General features: G+C 51.9%; 13 protein-coding genes. 5 read left to right on the forward strand and 8 right to left on the reverse strand.

Going from position 1 to position 18,260, the window contains the following annotated elements; translation table 11 throughout:
- Positions 1-97 precede the first annotated feature (97 nt).
- Entirely contained in the window at positions 98-2,293 is a 2,196-nt protein-coding gene (locus tag ACO064_RS30000) for a penicillin acylase family protein (RefSeq protein WP_421830853.1), read from the forward strand.
- A 241-nt stretch (positions 2,294-2,534) separates the two neighbouring features.
- Here the strand turns inward: ACO064_RS30000 and ACO064_RS30005 are convergent, their stop codons facing one another.
- Together ACO064_RS30005 and ACO064_RS30010 are read right to left on the reverse strand one after the other, a co-directional pair.
- Positions 2,535-3,455 (reverse strand): ClpXP adapter SpxH family protein, encoded by a 921-nt coding sequence (locus tag ACO064_RS30005; RefSeq protein ID WP_421830854.1) that lies wholly within the window; start codon positions 3,453-3,455, stop codon positions 2,535-2,537.
- A gap of 26 nt (positions 3,456-3,481) precedes the next feature.
- Positions 3,482-5,584, reverse strand: a complete 2,103-nt coding sequence (locus ACO064_RS30010) for an HRDC domain-containing protein (protein WP_421830855.1) — start codon at positions 5,582-5,584, stop codon at positions 3,482-3,484.
- Positions 5,585-5,883: 299 nt separating this feature from the next.
- Between ACO064_RS30010 and ACO064_RS30015 the strand changes: the two genes are divergently transcribed.
- The 3 genes from ACO064_RS30015 to ACO064_RS30025 are packed head-to-tail and all read left to right on the forward strand — an operon-like array spanning position 5,884 to position 11,011.
- On the forward strand, positions 5,884-6,558 hold the full coding sequence (locus ACO064_RS30015; RefSeq protein ID WP_421830856.1) for a FadR/GntR family transcriptional regulator: 675 nt from the start codon (positions 5,884-5,886) through the stop codon (positions 6,556-6,558).
- Between the two features lie 48 nt (positions 6,559-6,606).
- The gene (locus tag ACO064_RS30020; RefSeq protein ID WP_421830857.1) at positions 6,607-9,894 is read left to right on the forward strand and encodes an efflux RND transporter permease subunit; all 3,288 of its coding nucleotides are present in this window, start codon (positions 6,607-6,609) and stop codon (positions 9,892-9,894) included.
- Positions 9,878-11,011 (forward strand): efflux RND transporter periplasmic adaptor subunit, encoded by a 1,134-nt coding sequence (locus ACO064_RS30025; RefSeq protein ID WP_421830858.1) that lies wholly within the window; start codon positions 9,878-9,880, stop codon positions 11,009-11,011. Before ACO064_RS30020 ends, ACO064_RS30025 begins: the two co-directional genes overlap by 17 nt.
- An 18-nt stretch (positions 11,012-11,029) precedes the next feature.
- On the opposite strand, the gene ACO064_RS30030 is transcribed toward ACO064_RS30025, so the two are convergent.
- Positions 11,030-12,205: an aspartate aminotransferase family protein gene (locus ACO064_RS30030; protein WP_421831082.1), complete on the reverse strand. Its 1,176-nt coding sequence runs from the start codon at positions 12,203-12,205 to the stop codon at positions 11,030-11,032.
- A gap of 115 nt (positions 12,206-12,320) precedes the next feature.
- Between ACO064_RS30030 and ACO064_RS30035 the strand changes: the two genes are divergently transcribed.
- Entirely contained in the window at positions 12,321-13,220 is a 900-nt protein-coding gene (locus ACO064_RS30035) for a hypothetical protein (protein WP_421830859.1), read from the forward strand.
- A 77-nt stretch (positions 13,221-13,297) separates the two neighbouring features.
- On the opposite strand, the gene ACO064_RS30040 is transcribed toward ACO064_RS30035, so the two are convergent.
- The 5 genes from ACO064_RS30040 to ACO064_RS30060 form a co-directional block, all read right to left on the reverse strand.
- A complete protein-coding gene (locus ACO064_RS30040; RefSeq protein WP_421830860.1) occupies positions 13,298-14,488 on the reverse strand; it encodes a hypothetical protein in 1,191 nt (396 codons plus the stop codon).
- 53 nt (positions 14,489-14,541) lie between these two features.
- Positions 14,542-15,339, reverse strand: coding sequence for a type 1 glutamine amidotransferase (locus tag ACO064_RS30045; protein WP_421830861.1), 798 nt, complete (start codon positions 15,337-15,339; stop codon positions 14,542-14,544).
- A 101-nt stretch (positions 15,340-15,440) separates the two neighbouring features.
- Positions 15,441-16,541, reverse strand: a complete 1,101-nt coding sequence (locus tag ACO064_RS30050) for a carboxylate-amine ligase (RefSeq protein WP_421830862.1) — start codon at positions 16,539-16,541, stop codon at positions 15,441-15,443.
- A gap of 27 nt (positions 16,542-16,568) precedes the next feature.
- On the reverse strand, positions 16,569-17,600 hold the full coding sequence (locus ACO064_RS30055) for an ATP-grasp domain-containing protein (protein ID WP_421830863.1): 1,032 nt from the start codon (positions 17,598-17,600) through the stop codon (positions 16,569-16,571).
- A gap of 48 nt (positions 17,601-17,648) precedes the next feature.
- Entirely contained in the window at positions 17,649-18,122 is a 474-nt protein-coding gene (locus tag ACO064_RS30060) for a DinB family protein (RefSeq protein WP_421830864.1), read from the reverse strand.
- Positions 18,123-18,260: the final 138 nt, after the last annotated feature.

The following is an 18,260-nucleotide window of genomic DNA, read 5'->3' on the forward strand; positions in this document are numbered from 1 at the left end:
TGGGCGATTGAGTCACAATCTACTTGTCAAAGCTTGCCCGGTTTCGCGTTTTGGCCTATCTTACGAAGGAACGAATACCGCCTTTACACCCTGTACGATGCGATCTCTTTTCTTCCTGCTTTTTCTCCTGAGTGCATTACCCGCCTGGACGCAGGCTTTCCGCCCCGACGAAGTCAAACGCTGGCAGCAGCGCGCCAAAGGCATTACCATCACCCGCGACACCTGGGATATTCCGCACATTTACGGAAAAACCGATGCCGACGTTGTTTTCGGATTGTTGTATTCCCAATGCGAAGATGATTTTGCGCGGGTGGAAGAAAATTATATCGATGCCATTGGCCGCATGGCGGAGGTAGACGGCGAAGACGCTCTCTACCACGATCTCCGCGCCCGGTTGTTCATGGACACCACGCAGGCTATTGCGATTTACAAAAAATCACCGGCCTGGATGAAAAAACTGCTGGATGCCTTTGCCGAGGGCACGAACTATTATTTGGCCACGCATCCCAACGTCAAACCCCGGTTATTGACCCGGTTTCAGCCCTGGATGCCCCTCATGTTTAGCGAAGGCAGCATCGGCGGAAACCTGAGTGTTATTTCTACGGAGCGGATCAAAGCGTTTTATACCAATTCGAAATGGTCGGCGCAGGCGTATGATTTTGAGAAGACCGACCGCGAACCCGTCGGCTCGAACGGTTTTGCGATTGCGCCTTCGAAAACCGCATCGAAAAAAGCCATGCTGCTGATTAATCCGCACACCTCGTTCTATTTCCGGTCTGAGGTGCATGTAGTCAGTAAAAAAGGCTTGAATGCATACGGGGCTGTCACCTGGGGGCAGTTCTTTGTTTATCAGGGATTTAATCAGAATTGTGGCTGGATGCACACGTCGGGTGATGCCGACTCGATGGACGAGTATCTGGAAACCGTAGAGAAGAAAGACGGGATTTATCAGTACAAATATGGTTCGGACTGGCGTCCGGTGAAAACCGAAAAGATCTCGTTGCCTTACAAATCCGGGAATGAAATCAAGCACAAAGATTTTACGATTTACCGCACCCACCACGGCCCGGTGGCGGGTCAGCTCGGTGACAAGTGGATCACCATCAGCATGATGAACGACCCGTTGAATGCACTCGCGCAATCGTATCTGCGGACGAAGGCCAACGATTACAAGAGCTATCAGAACGTCATGAAGCTGAACGGCAATGCGACCAACAACACGGTTTATGCGGATCGAAAAGGCACGATTGCGTATTGGCACGGTAATTTTATCCCGAAAAGAAACCCGAAATTCAACTGGAACGAACCCGTCGATGGAAGTGATCCCGAAACGGACTGGAAAGGCCTGCACGACATTTCGGAGATTGTTCAGGTGAAAAATCCGGTCAGCGGCTGGATTCAGAATTGCAATTCAACGCCGTTTTCCGTTTCGGGGCCGAGCAGCCCGGCCATCAGCCAGTATCCGACCTACATGGCGCCGGATGCCGAAAATTACCGGGGCGTTAATGCCGTTCAGGTGTTGAGCCAGAAGTCGGTTTTTACGCTGGATACGCTGATTGCAGCCGCCAACGACCCGCATCTGCCCGGTTTTGATGACCTGATTCCGTCGCTGCTACAAGCGTATAAAACCGTTTCTGCCAAGTCGGAAGAACCGTCCAAACCGTTAGCCGAAGCCATCGAAATTTTAAATAACTGGGATAAAACGTACGGAACAACTTCGGTGGCCACCACGCTGGCGGTTTTCTGGGGCGAAAGGATTCAACGCCTGGCCCGCGCGCAAATCAAAGGAAATCAGCGGTTTGACTTTTTGACATTTACCGATTACGTCGTGAAAAACACAAGCCCGGAGGATAAAGTGAAGATGCTCGCCGAGGTGCTGGATGAACTCACACGAGACTTTGGCACCTGGAAAACCCCCTGGGGCGAAATCAACCGGTTTCAGCGACTTACCGGAAAAATCAAAGAAACCTTCGATGATCAGAAGCCCAGCTTTCCGGTCGGGTTCACCTCCGCCACCTGGGGGTCGCTGGCGTCATTTGGGGCGCGGACGTATCCCGGAACGAAAAAAAGATACGGCAGTGTGGGCAATAGTTTTGTTGCTGTCGTGGAGTTTGGCGACCGGGTCAAAGCCCGGACGGTTGTCAACGGCGGCCACAGCAGCGACCCGGCTTCTCCGCATTTCAATGATCAGTCCGCGTTATTTAGTACCGGAAAATTCAAGGACGTCTGGTTTTACCCGGAAGATATTCAGCAGCACGTTGGCAAAACGTATCATCCGGGGAAAAATAAATGATTTTCCGCCTGAGATTAATTGATTGAAATTTATTGATCGCCGAAATAAATGTTTATCAGCCCACCGCTTAAGCGGTGGGTAAATTGAAGCGAACCGAATGAGAATAAAACCGTTAAAACGGTTCGGTTAGCGGTGGATTACTTTTCGCTTTACCCACCGCTTAAGCAGTGGGCTGATAAACCAAACGAGTAATCCGCCGTATTATTGAGTTTCAATATATTAACCGCAGGCTAAGGGCTTTCTAATTAACAGAAAGCCACAAAAAACCATTTTTGGAAGACACGCGTTCAATCGAACCCGCTTTCGCCCATTCGGAGAGTATTTTCTCGGCACTGGCAAAATCCTGCCCGGTAATCACGGCAAATTCCTGGGTTGTCAGACTGCGAAATTTGTGAAACAATTCCTTTGCCGGTAACGCAAAAGCCGTTTTTTGGATGTCTGGTTTCAGGGCGTGCAGTTCTTCCTCAAACAGGGAATACGGTTTGAAACCATAGATTTTGGATTGTCGGGTATTCGTTTCAAGAAACAGGGTCGGAAAACCGCGTACACCCAACCGTTTGGCAAAAGCCAGATCGTCTTCAAAACCGGCTACCGCGCTGGTTTCATAATCGGACCGGAACCGTTCGACATCAAGCCCAACCCAGGAGGCTGCCTGAGCGAGATGCTCCCACTTTGTGATATTTTTCTTGTGCAGAAAAACCATTTCACGAATGTGCCGCAGAAACAGGATGGCTTTTTCCGGGCTTTGGTACCGGGCTGCTACAAACGCCACGGAGGGCGGATAGGAGGAAGGCAGCGGGTCTTCCAGCCAGACATCGCCATCGATGGGCATCTGGTAATGCTGACTAACTTCATCCCAATGGTGGGCCACATCGGCGGGTTTGCTAATGCCGCCACTGTTGTAAACGTCCCACGAAGGCAGCAAACCACCCATGCGATAGTCGATGGTTAAATACCGGCCATATTCCAGCTTCAATTTGCGAAGCTGCGGTTCAATGCCCCAACAGGTCGAACAAATCGGATCGGTAAAATACGTAATGTGAATTTGATCGGCCGGAGCACCGTCGGAGGTCGGGGCGAAGGGTTCGTTGCCGGCACTTGACACGCGATCCGGGATTTCGCAGACACCCGAAACCGGGTCGCACAGAAGTAGATTAGTCATTGGATTAATAAACAGGTTGTATGAATCTAGTCGGTGAATTCCCGGATAATGCTCAGGACCTCTTCGCCGATCATTTTGACTTTCGTTTTTCCGAATCCTTTTACGGTTAATAATTCATCCAGCGTTTTGGGCCGGATGCGGCTGAGTTCCAGAATCGTTTTCCGGGGAAGCACCATATACCCGGCGCTGTCGTTTTCTCCGGCCAGATCGTCCCGCCATTTCGTCAGGGCTTTGTAGAGGCTGGTACCGGCTTTACTTCCAGTGCTTTCCGCTGGCTCACCGGCTTTCCGACGATCCTTCAATTTCCGGTTCGGCTGAAAAGCCAGTTCGGATTCGTTCCGTGCTTTCAGGTAAGCCAGTGCTTCAAAACCGCTTCGGCAACCGTCGAAACAATGCATTTTGATGAACAATTCTTTTTCGAGTTCTTCCAGCGATTCGCGCAAAGACTCCTGAACCAGTTTGTTATCAGAACCGGTTGGATAATGATAAAGAATGGGTAAAAGTTCGTTGTTGATCAAATTGTAGAAGTAAGAACCCGCTTTTCGGATGCGCTCCTGCAATGGCTGGTTATCTTCCGGCAAGAGACTTTCGGCGAAGTAAGCCGACAGTTGCTGCCGGAACCGTGTGGCCAGACTCCCGGCTTTTTCGTGGAAGAGGTTTTTGAAATGACCCAGGATTTGCTCAGCCCCTTCGTCCAGACTGGCCGCATTATCGACCACCAGCCGCAGCGATTTGTTGATTAAATACGCCGATCGGTCGAACAGAAACAGGTCCAGCAGCAGGTTTTCCTGGTTGGTCTGTTTCGAATTCCACAACTCCTGTTCGTCGGGTGTTTGCAGTTGAACCTGTTCGTGAAATTCCTCCAGCATCAGCTCGGTTTTGATGCTGTGGGAGGGAATGGGCGCGCGCAGCACCAGGCCTTCCAGCGATTTACAGCGGCTCAGCGCTACGTAGACCTGCCCGTGGGCAAAAGCCGCCGACGCATCGATAATTGCCTTTTCGAACGTTAGCCCCTGGCTCTTGTGGATGGTGATGGCCCAGGCCAGTTTGAGGGGATATTGAACAAATTTACCGACCGGTTCTTCTTTGATTTCATTCGTAGTCGCATCCAGAGAATACCGAATATTCGTCCAATCCATTCGGTCGACGGCGATCGTTTCAACCTCTTTCGGACATTTTACATAAATGAAATCGTCGTCGATGTCGGTAATTCGCCCGATTTTTCCGTTGTAGAACAGCTTTTCGCGGGAAATGTCATTTTTGATGAACATCACCTGTGCGCCCACTTTCAGTTCCAGACTGGCTTCGGTGGGGTAAGCTTGGGCCGGAAAGTCGCCTTCGATGGTAGCCTCAAAGGAGTGTGAGGGCGTTTTCAAGGCCCGCAATTTCTGGTTGTTGATTTGCTGGGCCGCGTTGTTGTGGGTCGAAAGGGTGATGAAACCTTCGCTGTCGTCCGGAGAAAAATCGGCAATATACCGTTGGTTCAACTCGTCCAGTTGCAAACGCGTGACGCGTTTTTCGCGAATGCTGTTCAGGATGTCGATAAAACGCTGGTCGGATTGCCGGTATATGTGTTGTAGTTCAATGGAAATGTACGGCGTTTTTCGCAGGGCGCGGCTTCCGAAAAAATAACCGGTTTCGTAGTACGGTTTTAGAAATGCCCAGTCGTCATCCCGAATCACCGGCGGCAACTGCTGCATGTCGCCAATGAGCAGCAACTGAACGCCCCCGAAGGGTTCCGGGCGGTGGCGGTAGCGTCGCAACACCTCATCGATGCCGTCGAGCACATCGGCGCGAACCATGCTGATTTCATCGATAACCAACAAATCCAGTGTCCGGAATAATTTGATTTTTTCCCGGTTTATTTTTTTGGATTCCTGGCCGGCTGTTCCCGGAACCAATGGGCCAAACGGCAGTTGGAATAATGAATGAATGGTAACCCCCCCGGCATTGATGGCGGCCACGCCGGTGGGAGCCACCACCGCCAGTCGCTTGGACGTCAACTGTTTAATCTCGTGTAAAAAGGTTGTTTTCCCCGTGCCGGCTTTCCCCGTCAAAAACACATTGCGGTTGGTATGCAGCACGAAGTCATGCGCAAGCTGGAGCTTTTCGTTTACAATGGTGGGCATAAGGTAACAACTAATAAACAGATAGCCGAAAGCAAGTAACAGATTGGAGGAATCTCACTGGTCTTTCCCGGAAAAGGTGAAGATAACAAATGGAAAGGGGACTGCCAACCCTTTTTTTTCCAAAAACCGCATTGCTGATGGATGGCAAATTGCCTGCGTTCTGGCTCGTGTGGGCATCGAAATAGCACTATTCTGGTAACAAAATTTATTAATTGAACGAATCCCGGAAAAGAAAAATCATACTGACTCTACGGCTTGCGGTTCTGGTGACTGCGTCTTATTTTTACTCATCAGATGATATGATGACTACCGATACGATCCTAATCAAGCGCGAGAGTCTGGCCGATGCGGTTGTCAACAAGCTCCAGCACCAAATCGCGACGAATCACTACAAAATTGGCGAAAGGCTGCCTTCCGAGCCCGAACTCATGCAGCAGTTTGGTGTGGGTCGCTCGACCATCCGCGAAGCGATCCGCATCCTGGCTAACAAGGGTTTGATCCGGGTGCAACAGGGTGTTGGCACCTTCGTGGAACTCCAGCAGAACAGCGTTGAACCATTTCACCAGAGTTTATCGCGGGCCGAGGGCGACGATGTGAACGAGGTTCGCCAGTTGCTGGAACTCAAAATTGCCGAAAAAGCCGCCCTGAACCGGACGCAGGAAGACATCGACATCATGAGCGGTTATCTGCAGAAACGGCACGAAGCCGCCCTGCAAAACCGCCCGGAAGAATGCATCGAGGCCGATATTCAGTTTCACATCCGCCTGGCGATGGCATCAAAAAATGAAGTTCTCGTGGATCTTTACCGGATCATAGCCAATAAAATGAAGAAGTCGTTTATGGAAGTCTTTATAACGACGGAGACGTTGCTGAGTAAACAAACCATGCACACCTCCCTGCTGCAAAGTGTCGCCGACCGTGACCCTAAAAAAGCATGGTTTTGGGCGGCTAAAATTACGGGACAAATCCGGTAGTGCGTTCGATACCCGTAGATTCCAACTTCTAACAAAGGACAGTACGTTATGGATTTAATCCGATCAGCCCTTCGCAAACCCATTACCGTGCTGGTATTGGTGGCGGGTTTATTTTATTTCGGTGTCGGTGCCGTTCGCACGATCAAAATCGACATTTTTCCCAATCTGGATTTGCCGGTAATCTACATTTCCCACCCCTTTGGCGGCTACACGCCCAATCAGATGGAGTCGTTTTTCGGGAAACAGTACGTCAATCTGTTACTCTACGTATCGGGCGTCAAAAGCATCGAAACCAAGAACATCCAGGGGCTTACGCTGATCAAACTGTCGTTTTACGAAGGCACGAACATGGCCCAGGCAGCCGCCGAAGTGTCGTCGTATACCAACCGGGCGCAGGCCATTTTTCCGCCCGGGTCCCAGCCGCCTTTCATCCTTCGATTCGATGCATCGACACTGCCGGTGGGTCAGTTGGTCTTAAGCAGTCCGATCCGAACCAACAACGAATTACAGGATTTAGCCAACGTCTACGTTCGGGCGCGGTTTAGTGCCATTCCCGGTCTGGTGGCTCCGGCACCCTTTGGCGGTAATTCTCGAACGATCGTGATCCGGGCCGACCCGGCACTGCTGCGCTCCCACAACCTGACGCCCGACCAGCTCGTGCTGGCGCTGCGGGCCAACAACCAGGCGACGCCAGCCGGTAACGTGCGGGTGGGCGATCTGAATTATTTTACCCCGGCCAATACCACCATCCGGGAGGTGAAAGACTTCGGCAACATTCCGTTATATACCGGATCGGTGCAGAGTCTGTACCTCAAAGATGTGGCGCAGGTAGAAGATGGGGCCGATATTACGTCGGGTTATGTGCTGGTGAATGGCCGCCGGTCAGTCTATTTGCCCATCACCAAATCGGCGGATGCGTCGACTTGGGAAGTGGTTCAGAACTTGAAAAAAGAGCTGCCTAATTTTCAGTCGTTATTGCCCGAAGACGTCACGTTATCGTATGAATTTGACCAGTCGGTTTACGTCATTAATTCGGTCGAAAGTTTGATTACCGAAGGTGTCATTGGGGCCATTTTAACCGGGTTGATGGTCCTGCTTTTTCTGGGCGATCCACGGGGTGCTCTCATCGTGATAATCACCATTCCGATCTGTATAATTTCCGGGGTTTTATTTCTGTCGTTATTCGGGCAAACCATCAACATTATGACGTTGAGCGGTTTGTCACTGGCCATCGGGATTCTCGTGGATGAATCGACGGTAACGATCGAGAATATTCACCAGCATCTGGACATGAAAAAGCCCAAAGCGCTGGCCATCTGGGACGCCTGTCAGGAAATTGCCTTCTCTAAACTGCTGATTCTCTTCTGTATTCTGGCGGTTTTTGCCCCGGCGTTTACCATGAAAGGCATACCGGGAGCCTTGTTTTTACCGCTTTCGCTGGCCATTGCGTTTTCCATGATTACGTCCTATATCATGGCGCAGACGCTGGTACCGGTTTTGGCGAACTGGCTGATGAAAGCGCACGTCATCAAAACCAACGGAAAAGCCGGGAAACAAGACGCCAAACAGGCCCAGTCGATTCCGGTGGCGGCCCAGTCGTCGGAAGAGCGAATCCTGAGCGGAAAACAGAAATTAGCGCACCAGGCTGATTTGAATAACGACGGTAAAATCGGTCGTTTCGAGCGGCTACGGATTAACTTCGTGCGGTTTATTTCGTGGACACTTCCTTATAAAAGATCCATTACCGTCGGTTATGTCGTGGTCGCACTGGCCAGTACGGCTTTCTTTTTGAGCATCATTGGCCGCGACGTTTTACCGCGTGTCAACGCCGGTCAGTTTCAGGTAAGATTGCGGGCTCAGGATGGTACACGACTCGAAAAAACCGAGGCTACCATGTTGAAAGCCATCGATGTTTTGCACGATCTGGTGGGGAAAGAAAACGTTGATATTACCTCCGCCATGGTGGGCATGCACAGCTCCCAGTTTTCAACCAGCCCGATTTATCTCTTCATGGCCGGGCCGCAGGAAGGTGTTTTGCAGGCCAGTTTAAAACCCGATTATGACGTCGATCTGGATCAGTTAAAAGACCAGTACCGCGCTAAAATGAAGGAGGCTTTACCCGATATAAAAATGTCGTTCGAGCCGATTGAACTGACCGATAAAATCCTCAGCCAGGGTTCGCCAACGCCCATTGAAGTAAAGGTGATCGGGAAGAATAAACCGGAGAACGAGGTGTATGCCAACAAAGTGATTGCCAGTCTGAAAAAGATCCCGTATCTGCGGGACGTTCAAATTGGTCAGGCGGTTAATTATCCGGCCATCGACATTGAAATTGACCGCGTTCGGGCGGCCCAGTTGGGAACGGATATTTCGGCGATTTCGCGTTCTTTGACGGCCTCGACTTCGTCGTCACGGTTTACGGAGAAAAACGTCTGGATTGATCCGAAAAGTGGTCAGATGTACAGTGTTCAGGTGGTGGTGCCGGAAAGCAAGATGGCTAACCTCAGCGATATTGGCGAAATTCCGGTTACGCCCAATGCCAACCGCCCGGTTCTGAGCGATGTGGCCACCATAAAGAAAGGCCGGACGTACGGCGAAAACGACAACATTGGAGCTGTGCCGGTTTTGTCGGTCACGGCGAATCTGAACGACATGGACTTGGGAACGGCCACGGTCGACGTTAAAAAAGCCATCGCCGACCTGGGTGAATTGCCGCGCGGATTAACCATCGAAACGCGGGGGCTGACGCAGGTCCTAACCGAAACCCTCGATAGTTTACAAACCGGTTTGTTAACAGCGATCATCGTGATTTTTCTGATGCTGGCGGCTAATTTCCAGTCGTTCAAGGTATCGCTGGTGGTTTTGTGTACCGTTCCGGCGGTGTTGGCGGGCTCCCTGGCCCTGTTGCTGCTGACGGGCTCTACGCTCAATCTGCAATCCTACATGGGCATGATTATGTCGGTGGGGGTGTCCATTTCCAACGCGGTTTTGCTGGTGACCAATGCCGAGCAGTTGCGGATGAAAAACCACAACGCCCTGCTGGCGGCCAAAGAGGCCGCTTCGCTGCGGATGCGCCCCATTCTGATGACCAGCGTGGCAATGGTGGTGGGCATGCTGCCGATGGCCCTTGGATTTGGTGAAGGCGGTTCGCAAACCGCCCCGCTGGGCCGGGCCGTCATCGGTGGGCTGATTGCTTCGACCTTTGCGGCTTTGCATATTTTGCCGCTGGTATTTGCCTGGGTGCAGGAAAAATCATCGACCCAGTCGGTATCGTTAGACCCTGAAGACAAAGAAAGTAAACATTATATTCCCGGCGTATATGAATCGGTTAATTAACAGAGTAGGGTATTCCGTATTGGCGATTTTTTCCGGCATTCTGGTGGTCAGTTCATTGAATGGCTGCCACTCGAGCGAGGGGAAAACAGAAAAAACAGCCGTGGCGGAGGAGCCGCAACCATTGGAGGTGATTGCGCTGCGCAAAGGCAAACTTTCGTCGAGCCTGCAGATTCCCGGCGAACTGATGGCGTTTCGGGATGTGGATATCTACGCCAAAGTGAGCGGTTTTATCAAGTCCATCCATGCCGACGTAGGCACGGAGGTGAAGGAAGGGCAGTTGCTGGCCCTGGCCGAAGCCCCCGAACTGAACGCCCAATTGTCGGCGGCCCATTCGAGGCTGAAATCACAAGAAGCGTTATACATCGCCAGCAAGGCCAATTACGACCGTTACGTAGATGCCGCCAAAACACCGGGAACCGTCGCCCAGACGATGATCGAACAGACGCTGGCGAAAAAAGAATCGGACCTGGCCCAACTGGAAGCCGCGAAATCCTCCTACCGGGAAGTATCCGACATGCGGAAATACCTGGAAATCCGGGCGCCTTTCAGTGGTATCATCAGTCTGCGAAACGCCAGCACCGGGGCCTACATCGGGCCGTCGGGCAAAGGGTCGGAGTTTCCGCTGTTTGTGTTGACAGAACAAAAGCGGCTGCGGCTGGTCATTGCGGTTCCCGAAGCCTATACGGGGTATGTCGATCTGAACGACGAGGTGACGTTTACCGTGAAAGCCTATCCCGATAAAAAATTCAGCGGGAAAGTGAAACGCCTGGCGGGGGCGCTCGACAAACGCCTGCGCTCGGAACGAACCGAAGTGGACGTGATCAACTCCGACCGGAAGCTGTTGCCGGGCATGATCGCCGAAGTGACCATTCCGCTCCCAACCAAAAATACAACCTTCGTGGTGCCAAAATCCGCGGTCATCAACGCCACAACGGGGGTTTTCATCGTCAAAGTGGCCAACCAGAAAGCCGAATGGATTCCGGTTCAGAAAGGACTGGAAGACGGCGACAGCGTCGAGGTGTTTGGCGAGGTAAAAGAAGGCGATCAGATCCTGACCACGGCCACGGAAGAAGTGCGGAACGGTTCTGCCATTCGCTCGGTAAAGCAACGGACGTAGTCGCCAGCGGTCCGGTTTTCAGGAATCAATAGCATCCAAAATAACCGCACAGGCTTCCCGAATCTGCTCCCCGGTGATGATCAGCGGGGGCGCAATGCGCATGGAATTGTCGCAGAACAGAAACCAGTCTGTAATCACGCCGTTGAGAATGGCCCGGTCGATGACCGGTTTTAAAATGTCGAACGATTCAAATTCGGCTGCCAGCATCAGCCCTTTGCCCCGGACTGCTTTGATGGCCGGATGAACCAGCAACTGTTTGAACAACTGGCCTTTGTCTTCGGCCTGCTCGTGCAGTTTTCCGTCCTGCACAACGCGCAGGGTGGCCAGCGATGCAGCCGAGCAAACCGGGTGGCCGCCAAAGGTCGTGATGTGGCCCAGAATCGGGTTGGTTTTGAAAACGCTCATGATTTCGGCGGAACTAATGAACGCGCCGATCGGCATACCACCCCCCATGCCTTTGGCGCAAACCAGCACGTCGGGAACGACCCCAAAATCCTCGAAAGCCCAGAACGTTCCGGTTCGCCCAAAACCGGTTTGAATTTCATCAAAAACCAGCAACGCGCCCACCTCCGTACACCGCTTCCGCACCGCCTGAAGATAGGCCGTTTCCGGTACCCGGACGCCCGCTTCACCTTGCACCACTTCCATGATCACGGCAGCGGTTTTTGGGGTGATTTCCTCAAGGTGCTGCCAGTCACCGTGCTGGATGTGCCGAATGCCGGGAAGGAGGGGGCGGAAACTCCGTTTGAAATTCTCGCTCCCCGACAGCGACAGCGCGCCCTGCGTGGCTCCGTGATAGGCATTGAAACACGAAATGATTTCCCGCCGACCCGTAAACCGTTTGGCCAGTTTCATGGTGCCTTCGATGGCTTCCGTGCCGGAGTTGGTGAAATAGACGCTCGACAGCGGTTCCGGCAGCGTTTGGGCCAGCGCGTGGGCCAGTTCGACCTGGGGCGTCTGTACATATTCGCCGTAGACCATCAAATGCAGGTATTTATCCAGTTGCTCCTGAATGGCCGCCAGCACGCGCGGATGCCGGTGGCCGACGTTGCTCACGCCGATGCCGGAAATCAAATCAATGTAACGCTGGCCGGAACCGTACAGGTAAATGCCCTCCGCCCGCTCGATTTCGAGGGCCAGCGGAAAGTCGGACGTTTGGGCGACGTGCTGAAAAAACAGTTGCCGTTGGGTTATTACTGTGTTGTTCTTCAAGGAAATAGTTAGTTGCCGGTGCAAAAATACACCTATATAACGCTTGGGCGAAATCGGTAAGTTTATTAACTTTATTAGTTATGAAATTTTCCTGCCTATGAAGCTAATCTACCTGTCTGTTATTCTGGGAATTTTGCTGGTTTCAAAGGGGTGGTCCCAGGACGTGTATTACGAACCGGGTCAGTCACACATTCCCGGAACGTATGATTTTCTCCTCAAAAATGGCACCACGATACGCGGACAATTCGTTCGGCGGGACAGCGCTTCGTATCTTATCCGAACCAAAAAGGAGGGCGACCGGCTGTTGGCCGCTCACGAGATTCAGCGCGCCGATCTGGTTGGCGGTACTCTTCGCAGCGGCCCCGACTTTCCGAACGGTTTTCCGTTCCGGTTATTTTTGATGCCGACGGCGTATATGCCGGAAAAAAAGAGCCTGTATTTTCAAAGCAGCTACGTTTTATTCAGTCGGCTGGACGTTGGAATTACCAAAAACCTGAGTCTTGGCACGACTTTTCAGACCCTGAATCCCCGAAATTTTCATACATTTTCGGCCAAATACGGAGCCAAACTGATGCACCGGACCCACGTCGCGCTAAATGTCCAGTACATCGGTATTCGTCTGAATGAACGCCTGTTAACCAAGCTGGGACTCGCCCAGGGTGTCGTGACGGTGGGCGATGCCGAGCGCAACATCACCGTGGGAGCTGGTGTTACTTTCTCCCGGCAGGGCATTGCTTCGTCGGGCGTCGTCACCATCGGCTTCGTCCGCAAACTGACGCCGGATCTGACGTTCATCAATCAGAACAACATTCTGGTGGGAGAAGCCATAGAGCCGCAATACACTTACCTGTCGGGCTTGACCTCGGCGGGGTTGCGGTTCAACCGCCGTCGCCACGCGTTCGACACGGCGCTTCTGCTGCCCATCTACAGTACCAACGGCCTGGTTCGCACCAGCCCCCTGCCGTATTTGAGTTATATGGTTCGGATTGGAAAGTGAGAGTTTTGGGTTGAGGGTTGACGATGGACCATCGACGGTTGACCATTGACGATGGTCGATTGGCAATGGTCAATCGTCTATTCTTCAAAAAAACACACGGTTCCGCCCACCCAGTCGAAGTCTTTGTTGAATCGAACGCCGATCATTTCGCCCCGGCTCAGACGTGCCAGATTGGTCAGGAGCGTCGGGCGCGGGTCTTTCTCGTGCCAGATGTAAAGCATCCGGATTTCGCACTTCACCAAGCCGTCCGGCGACTGAATAACCGGTTCGTATTTGACTTTTTTCTGGAGTAAATAATTCTCTTTGTCAGAAATTGAATCCAGATCTGCTTTCGAAATATTCAGCATAACGCCACTTCCCGCGAAGGAGAAAAGCGGTTTCAAAACGTAATTTTCCAGATCGTCGGGATAGGTTTCTACCCGATCCAGGTATTGACTGGTTGGCACGTAGGGGCTGTTCAGCAATGGCAGCGTGTGTTTGCTGATGCGGAAAAACCAGTTCGGGTGGCCAATCCATTCGACGTCAACATCGTCCGTCAGCGAGAAAGCGGTTTTTAGCTCGGGGAAGTTCTCTAACTCGTCAAATATCAGTCGATTATAGATTCGTTTGATGTGGTAGCGCTGACCGTCTTTCTCGTAAAAAAGCTTCCGGCCTTCCTTCTGAATCTTCGTCAGGCAAACCGCTTCGATGCCCAGCATCTCGTGCGTGATGGCAAAGTCGATGCGGGTTTTCTGTTTTTCCGGATAAATTTCCAGTAGAATCACCTGCTCCGGCGGCTCCGTTCCGATGATCAGTCGGCGAAGATGCTGGCGGTAGGTTTCGTCCGAATCGACGTCGAACAGGTGGTTAAAACCGTCGGGAATGGGGAAGTAGTTTCTAAAATTACCGGACAGGTAAGATTGAAAACCAAAGATCGACGGAAAGCCTTGTAGCTCGATCAACTGTGGGAGAAGATCACCGTTTTCATCCTTGCAAATGGCAAAGTCGATGGCCAGAAAGGACGTATGCTCGTTCTCGTTCGGCACCCGCTGGCCGGGCGGAATGGCGGCTTCCGACCAGGCTTTAAACTGGTCTTCGGTGATGGTATCGATAATCGAATCGCAGGCTTCCAGAATCCGGTTTTTCAACGCCAAAGGGACAAAAACCGGGGTTTCGGCCACCCGAAAATCCAGTTGGCCGGGATAATCGTGGTGAATCTGATCCAAAAAAGCCCGGTAATTTTCCGGGCTAAAGGTTGCATTATAGGCTTGACGAATCGATTGAATCATAGTCGTTGGACGTGACCCGGTTTTCAGACATCCGGGTCACGATTTAAAGGTGGTCAGATGGTTTGGCGCAGAAAATCCGGAATCAACACCGATTCGGTCAGCCCGATTTTTTGAGGGTCCAGCAGCGACGCAACCATTTCGTTGTATTTTTCTTCGCCGTGGTTCTCCACAATCTGCCGCTTTTTCTCGTCTTTCATGAAATACCGCAACATGCCTTCGCCGTCGGCTTCCGGATGAAACTGGGTTCCGAACACCTCGTCGGTAAACCGGACGGCCATGATGGCCCGTTCGTAGTCGACGTGGGGGCGGATTTTTTCCAGACACAACACCTTGGCATCCAGCTCACTAATGCGTTGCCAGTTGGGTTCGGTCAATTGATAATCCCGCGAATCGACCGCAAAAAACGGATCGGGCAATTTCTGAAACAGCGGATCGGTTTGGCCTTCGTCGGTTTTGTGAATCGGAAAAATGCCAAAGGAGGTCGACCGCCGTTTGCTGATGGTGCCGATGCCGAGGTGCCGCGATACGAGTTGAAACGAATGGCAAATCAGAAACAGATATTTCTTTTGATTGCTGGTCCGGTTGTGCGAAAAAAGCTGGTCGATCAACTGAAAATAGGGTTCTTCCCAGGGCTCATCGCTCGGCAGCGGACTACCGGGGCCACCACTCGAAATATAAATATCGTAGTCCAGTCCGGGAATTTCGTTTTTGCCGCGCACGTCGAAAACCGTATGCGTTAATTCAAGCTGTTCTTTTTCGCTGATATTCCGGATGAGTTGCAAAATACAGCGCATGCCTTCGTTCGGGACGTTGTTGTATAGGTCCAGAACGGCCACTTTCATCGATTCCATTGGGTATGTTTTATGAGCCCCCCACCCCCTAAAGGGGGCTTTGAAAATTTGGATGTTTCAGCCCCCTTTAGGGGGTGGGGGGCCGGATGATGTAAAGATAACTATCTCAAACCGTGAGAAGTTTCCTCCACAATGTAATCCACAACCCGCTTGAGATCATTGGTTTGTCGGAAAACCGCCAACTGCCGATCGGCACCGGTACCCATTTCGAGGATGGTTTTGACGTATTCGACATCTTTTCGGCTGCCGAGATCGTCGACCACATCGTCGATAAAATCGAGCAATTCCTGCGCCAGCGTGTGGTACGGAACTTCTTCCTGTTTGCCGAAGTCGATCAGTTTTCCTTCAATGCCGTACCGGGCCGCCCGCCATTTGTTTTCGTTGATCAACAACCGGCGGTAGGGTCTGAAATTCAGGTTTTGCTTGTGCAATTTGTGGATCTTCGCCACCAGTGCCTGCATCACGGCTGCCAGGCAAATCGTTTCGTCGACGCGCATCGGCACGTCACAAATCCGGAATTCGATGGTGTCGAAAAAGGGATGGAGCCGGATGTCCCACCAGATTTTTTTGCCGTTGTCGATGCAGTTCGTTTTGACGAGCAGGTTGATGTAATCGTCGTATTCGGCCGCTGACGAAAAATAATCGGGAATGCCCGTTCGCGGAAATTTGTCGAACACCTTGGAGCGGTACGATTTAAAACCGGTGTTTCGCCCGCACCAGAACGGCGAATTGGTCGAAAGGGCATAAATGTGGGGCAAAAAATACCGCACGGCATTCATAATGTGAAGTCCTTCGTTGCGGTTTTCGATGCCGACGTGGACGTGCAGGCCAAAAATCAGGTTCGAGCGGGCCACGTCGCGCATCTCATCGATGAGCTTGTCGTAGCGTTCGTTGTCGGTGATGAGCTGATCCTGCCAGTCGGAAATGGGGTGCGTGCCTGCTGCCGCAATCCGCAGATTCTGCTTGTCGGCCAGGTCGAGAACCATTTTGCGGAGGTAGGTAACTTCCTCGCGGGCTTCGTGAATGTTCGTACAGATGTTCGTACCCACTTCCACCACGGCCTGGTGCATCTCGGCTTTCACCCGTTCCTGCAACTGAATTTGACCGCCCTCCACAATTTTAGACATGTGCGAACGCAATTCGCGCGTGACGGGGTCGATCGTCTGAAATTCTTCTTCGATTCCTAACGTGAATACTGGCATGAAACAGAGTTGGGCTTCGTGAATCGATTACTTAGTGGACTTTTTCGCCTTTTTCTTTTCGACAGGTGCCGACACGGGTTCTTCCACGAGCGTATCCGGAACAAAAAGCCGACCCTGCGATGAACTTTGAATATATGAACCCCAGGTCAGGTTGTCCGCGCCCGGTTTTTGCGCTTTCGCCCGCGCAATGGCCATCGTGGCGGCTGCTTCCACCACCCAATCGAAGTTGGCCTGGCCCACCGAATGAATATCGGCGTCCGGGGCCGGGTTGCAGAAGTCGATGGCGTAGGGAATGCCGTCGCGGATGGCAAACTCGACCGTGTTGAAATCGTAGCCCAGCGCCCGGTTGAGGGCGATGACGTAGTCTTTAACGGTGGTCATCAGTTTTTTGTAAGCATCGCCGGTTACTTTCGGTTCGGCTGCATAGCGCAGGTGGTGCGGGTTGCGCGGTTCGTAGGGCATGATCCGGACGTCGGTGCCGCCAATGCAATAGCACCGGAAATAGTCATCGAAAATGATTTCTTCCTGCAGCATCATTACCAACTGAGCGGTTTCGGCGTATTTTTCCCACAGATCATCCGCGTTGTAGATCTTGTACACACTCTTCCAGCCCCCGCCGGAATGCGGTTTCATGTAAGCAGGAAAACCGATGTACTTGAAAATGAACTCCCAATCCATCATTTTCAGGTTGCGGAACGAGTTTTCGTTCGTATCGTCGGGCCGGTCTTTCGAGGGCAGCAGGACGGTGTTCGGAACCGGCACATTCAGTTTGGTTGCAATCGCGTTGTTAAAGAACTTCTCGTCGGCACTCCACCAGAAGGGGTTGTTGATGACGGCGGTTCCGCTCAGGGCCGCGTTTTTGAGGAAAGCCCGGTAAAACGGAACGTCCTGCGAAATCCGGTCGATGATGACGGCATAGTCGGTGGCTTCTCCCTGAACAACTTTGTCGATGGTTACGAATTCGGCCACGATGTCAGTTTCTTTTTTGCTGTTGACGCGGTCGACGAAGGCTTGCGGAAAGGAGTTTTCCTGCCCAAATAGTATTCCAATTTTCTTCATGTGCGTTTTAAAGGATCAAAATCGGTCGTAACGGAATAAAGGGTATGCTTACTGGAATTGTTTGAAATGATGCCCCAGATGCGCCACATAATCGTCGATGAGCCACAACAGGGTAACCGTTGGAGAATCATCAGGCGGTATGACCGGCTTTTGAAGGGTTTCCTCCGGTATATTTTCGGTAACATACAAAATTTGTCGATTCAACGATTGCCAGTACGTCAGTAAATGTTCCAGCGGGAGTTGCTGGTAGTGGTTCAACACCACCGACTGGTTCTGGTTATACCGCTGGACCACAAACGGCGACGGCATAAACTGCGCATCCGTAAACCGCTTGAGGTTGTTGAGCCCCGAATCGATCAAATGCCCCAGAATTTCCTTCTTCGACCATTTTCCTGGATTTCGGAAGGTTAATTCCTCCTCACTGAAGTTCCGCAGACGCACCGGAACTTCCTCAAGATACGTCCGAAGCTGTTGCAAAGCCTCCGGTAGCGGGCGCTGGTTTTCGATATAGCCGTATTTCAAAGCGGAAGGTGGTTTTTGGTTTGCGGTTTACGGTTTTTGGTTTGCGGTTTACGGTTTTTGGTTTACGGTTTTCGGTGTGGTTCCCTCACCGGACTGATACATGCCGTATTTGTTCTTTCGTTATTCAAAATTCGATAT

Source organism: Larkinella sp. (assembly GCF_965227735.1).
GTDB lineage: Bacteria > Bacteroidota > Bacteroidia > Cytophagales > Spirosomataceae > Larkinella.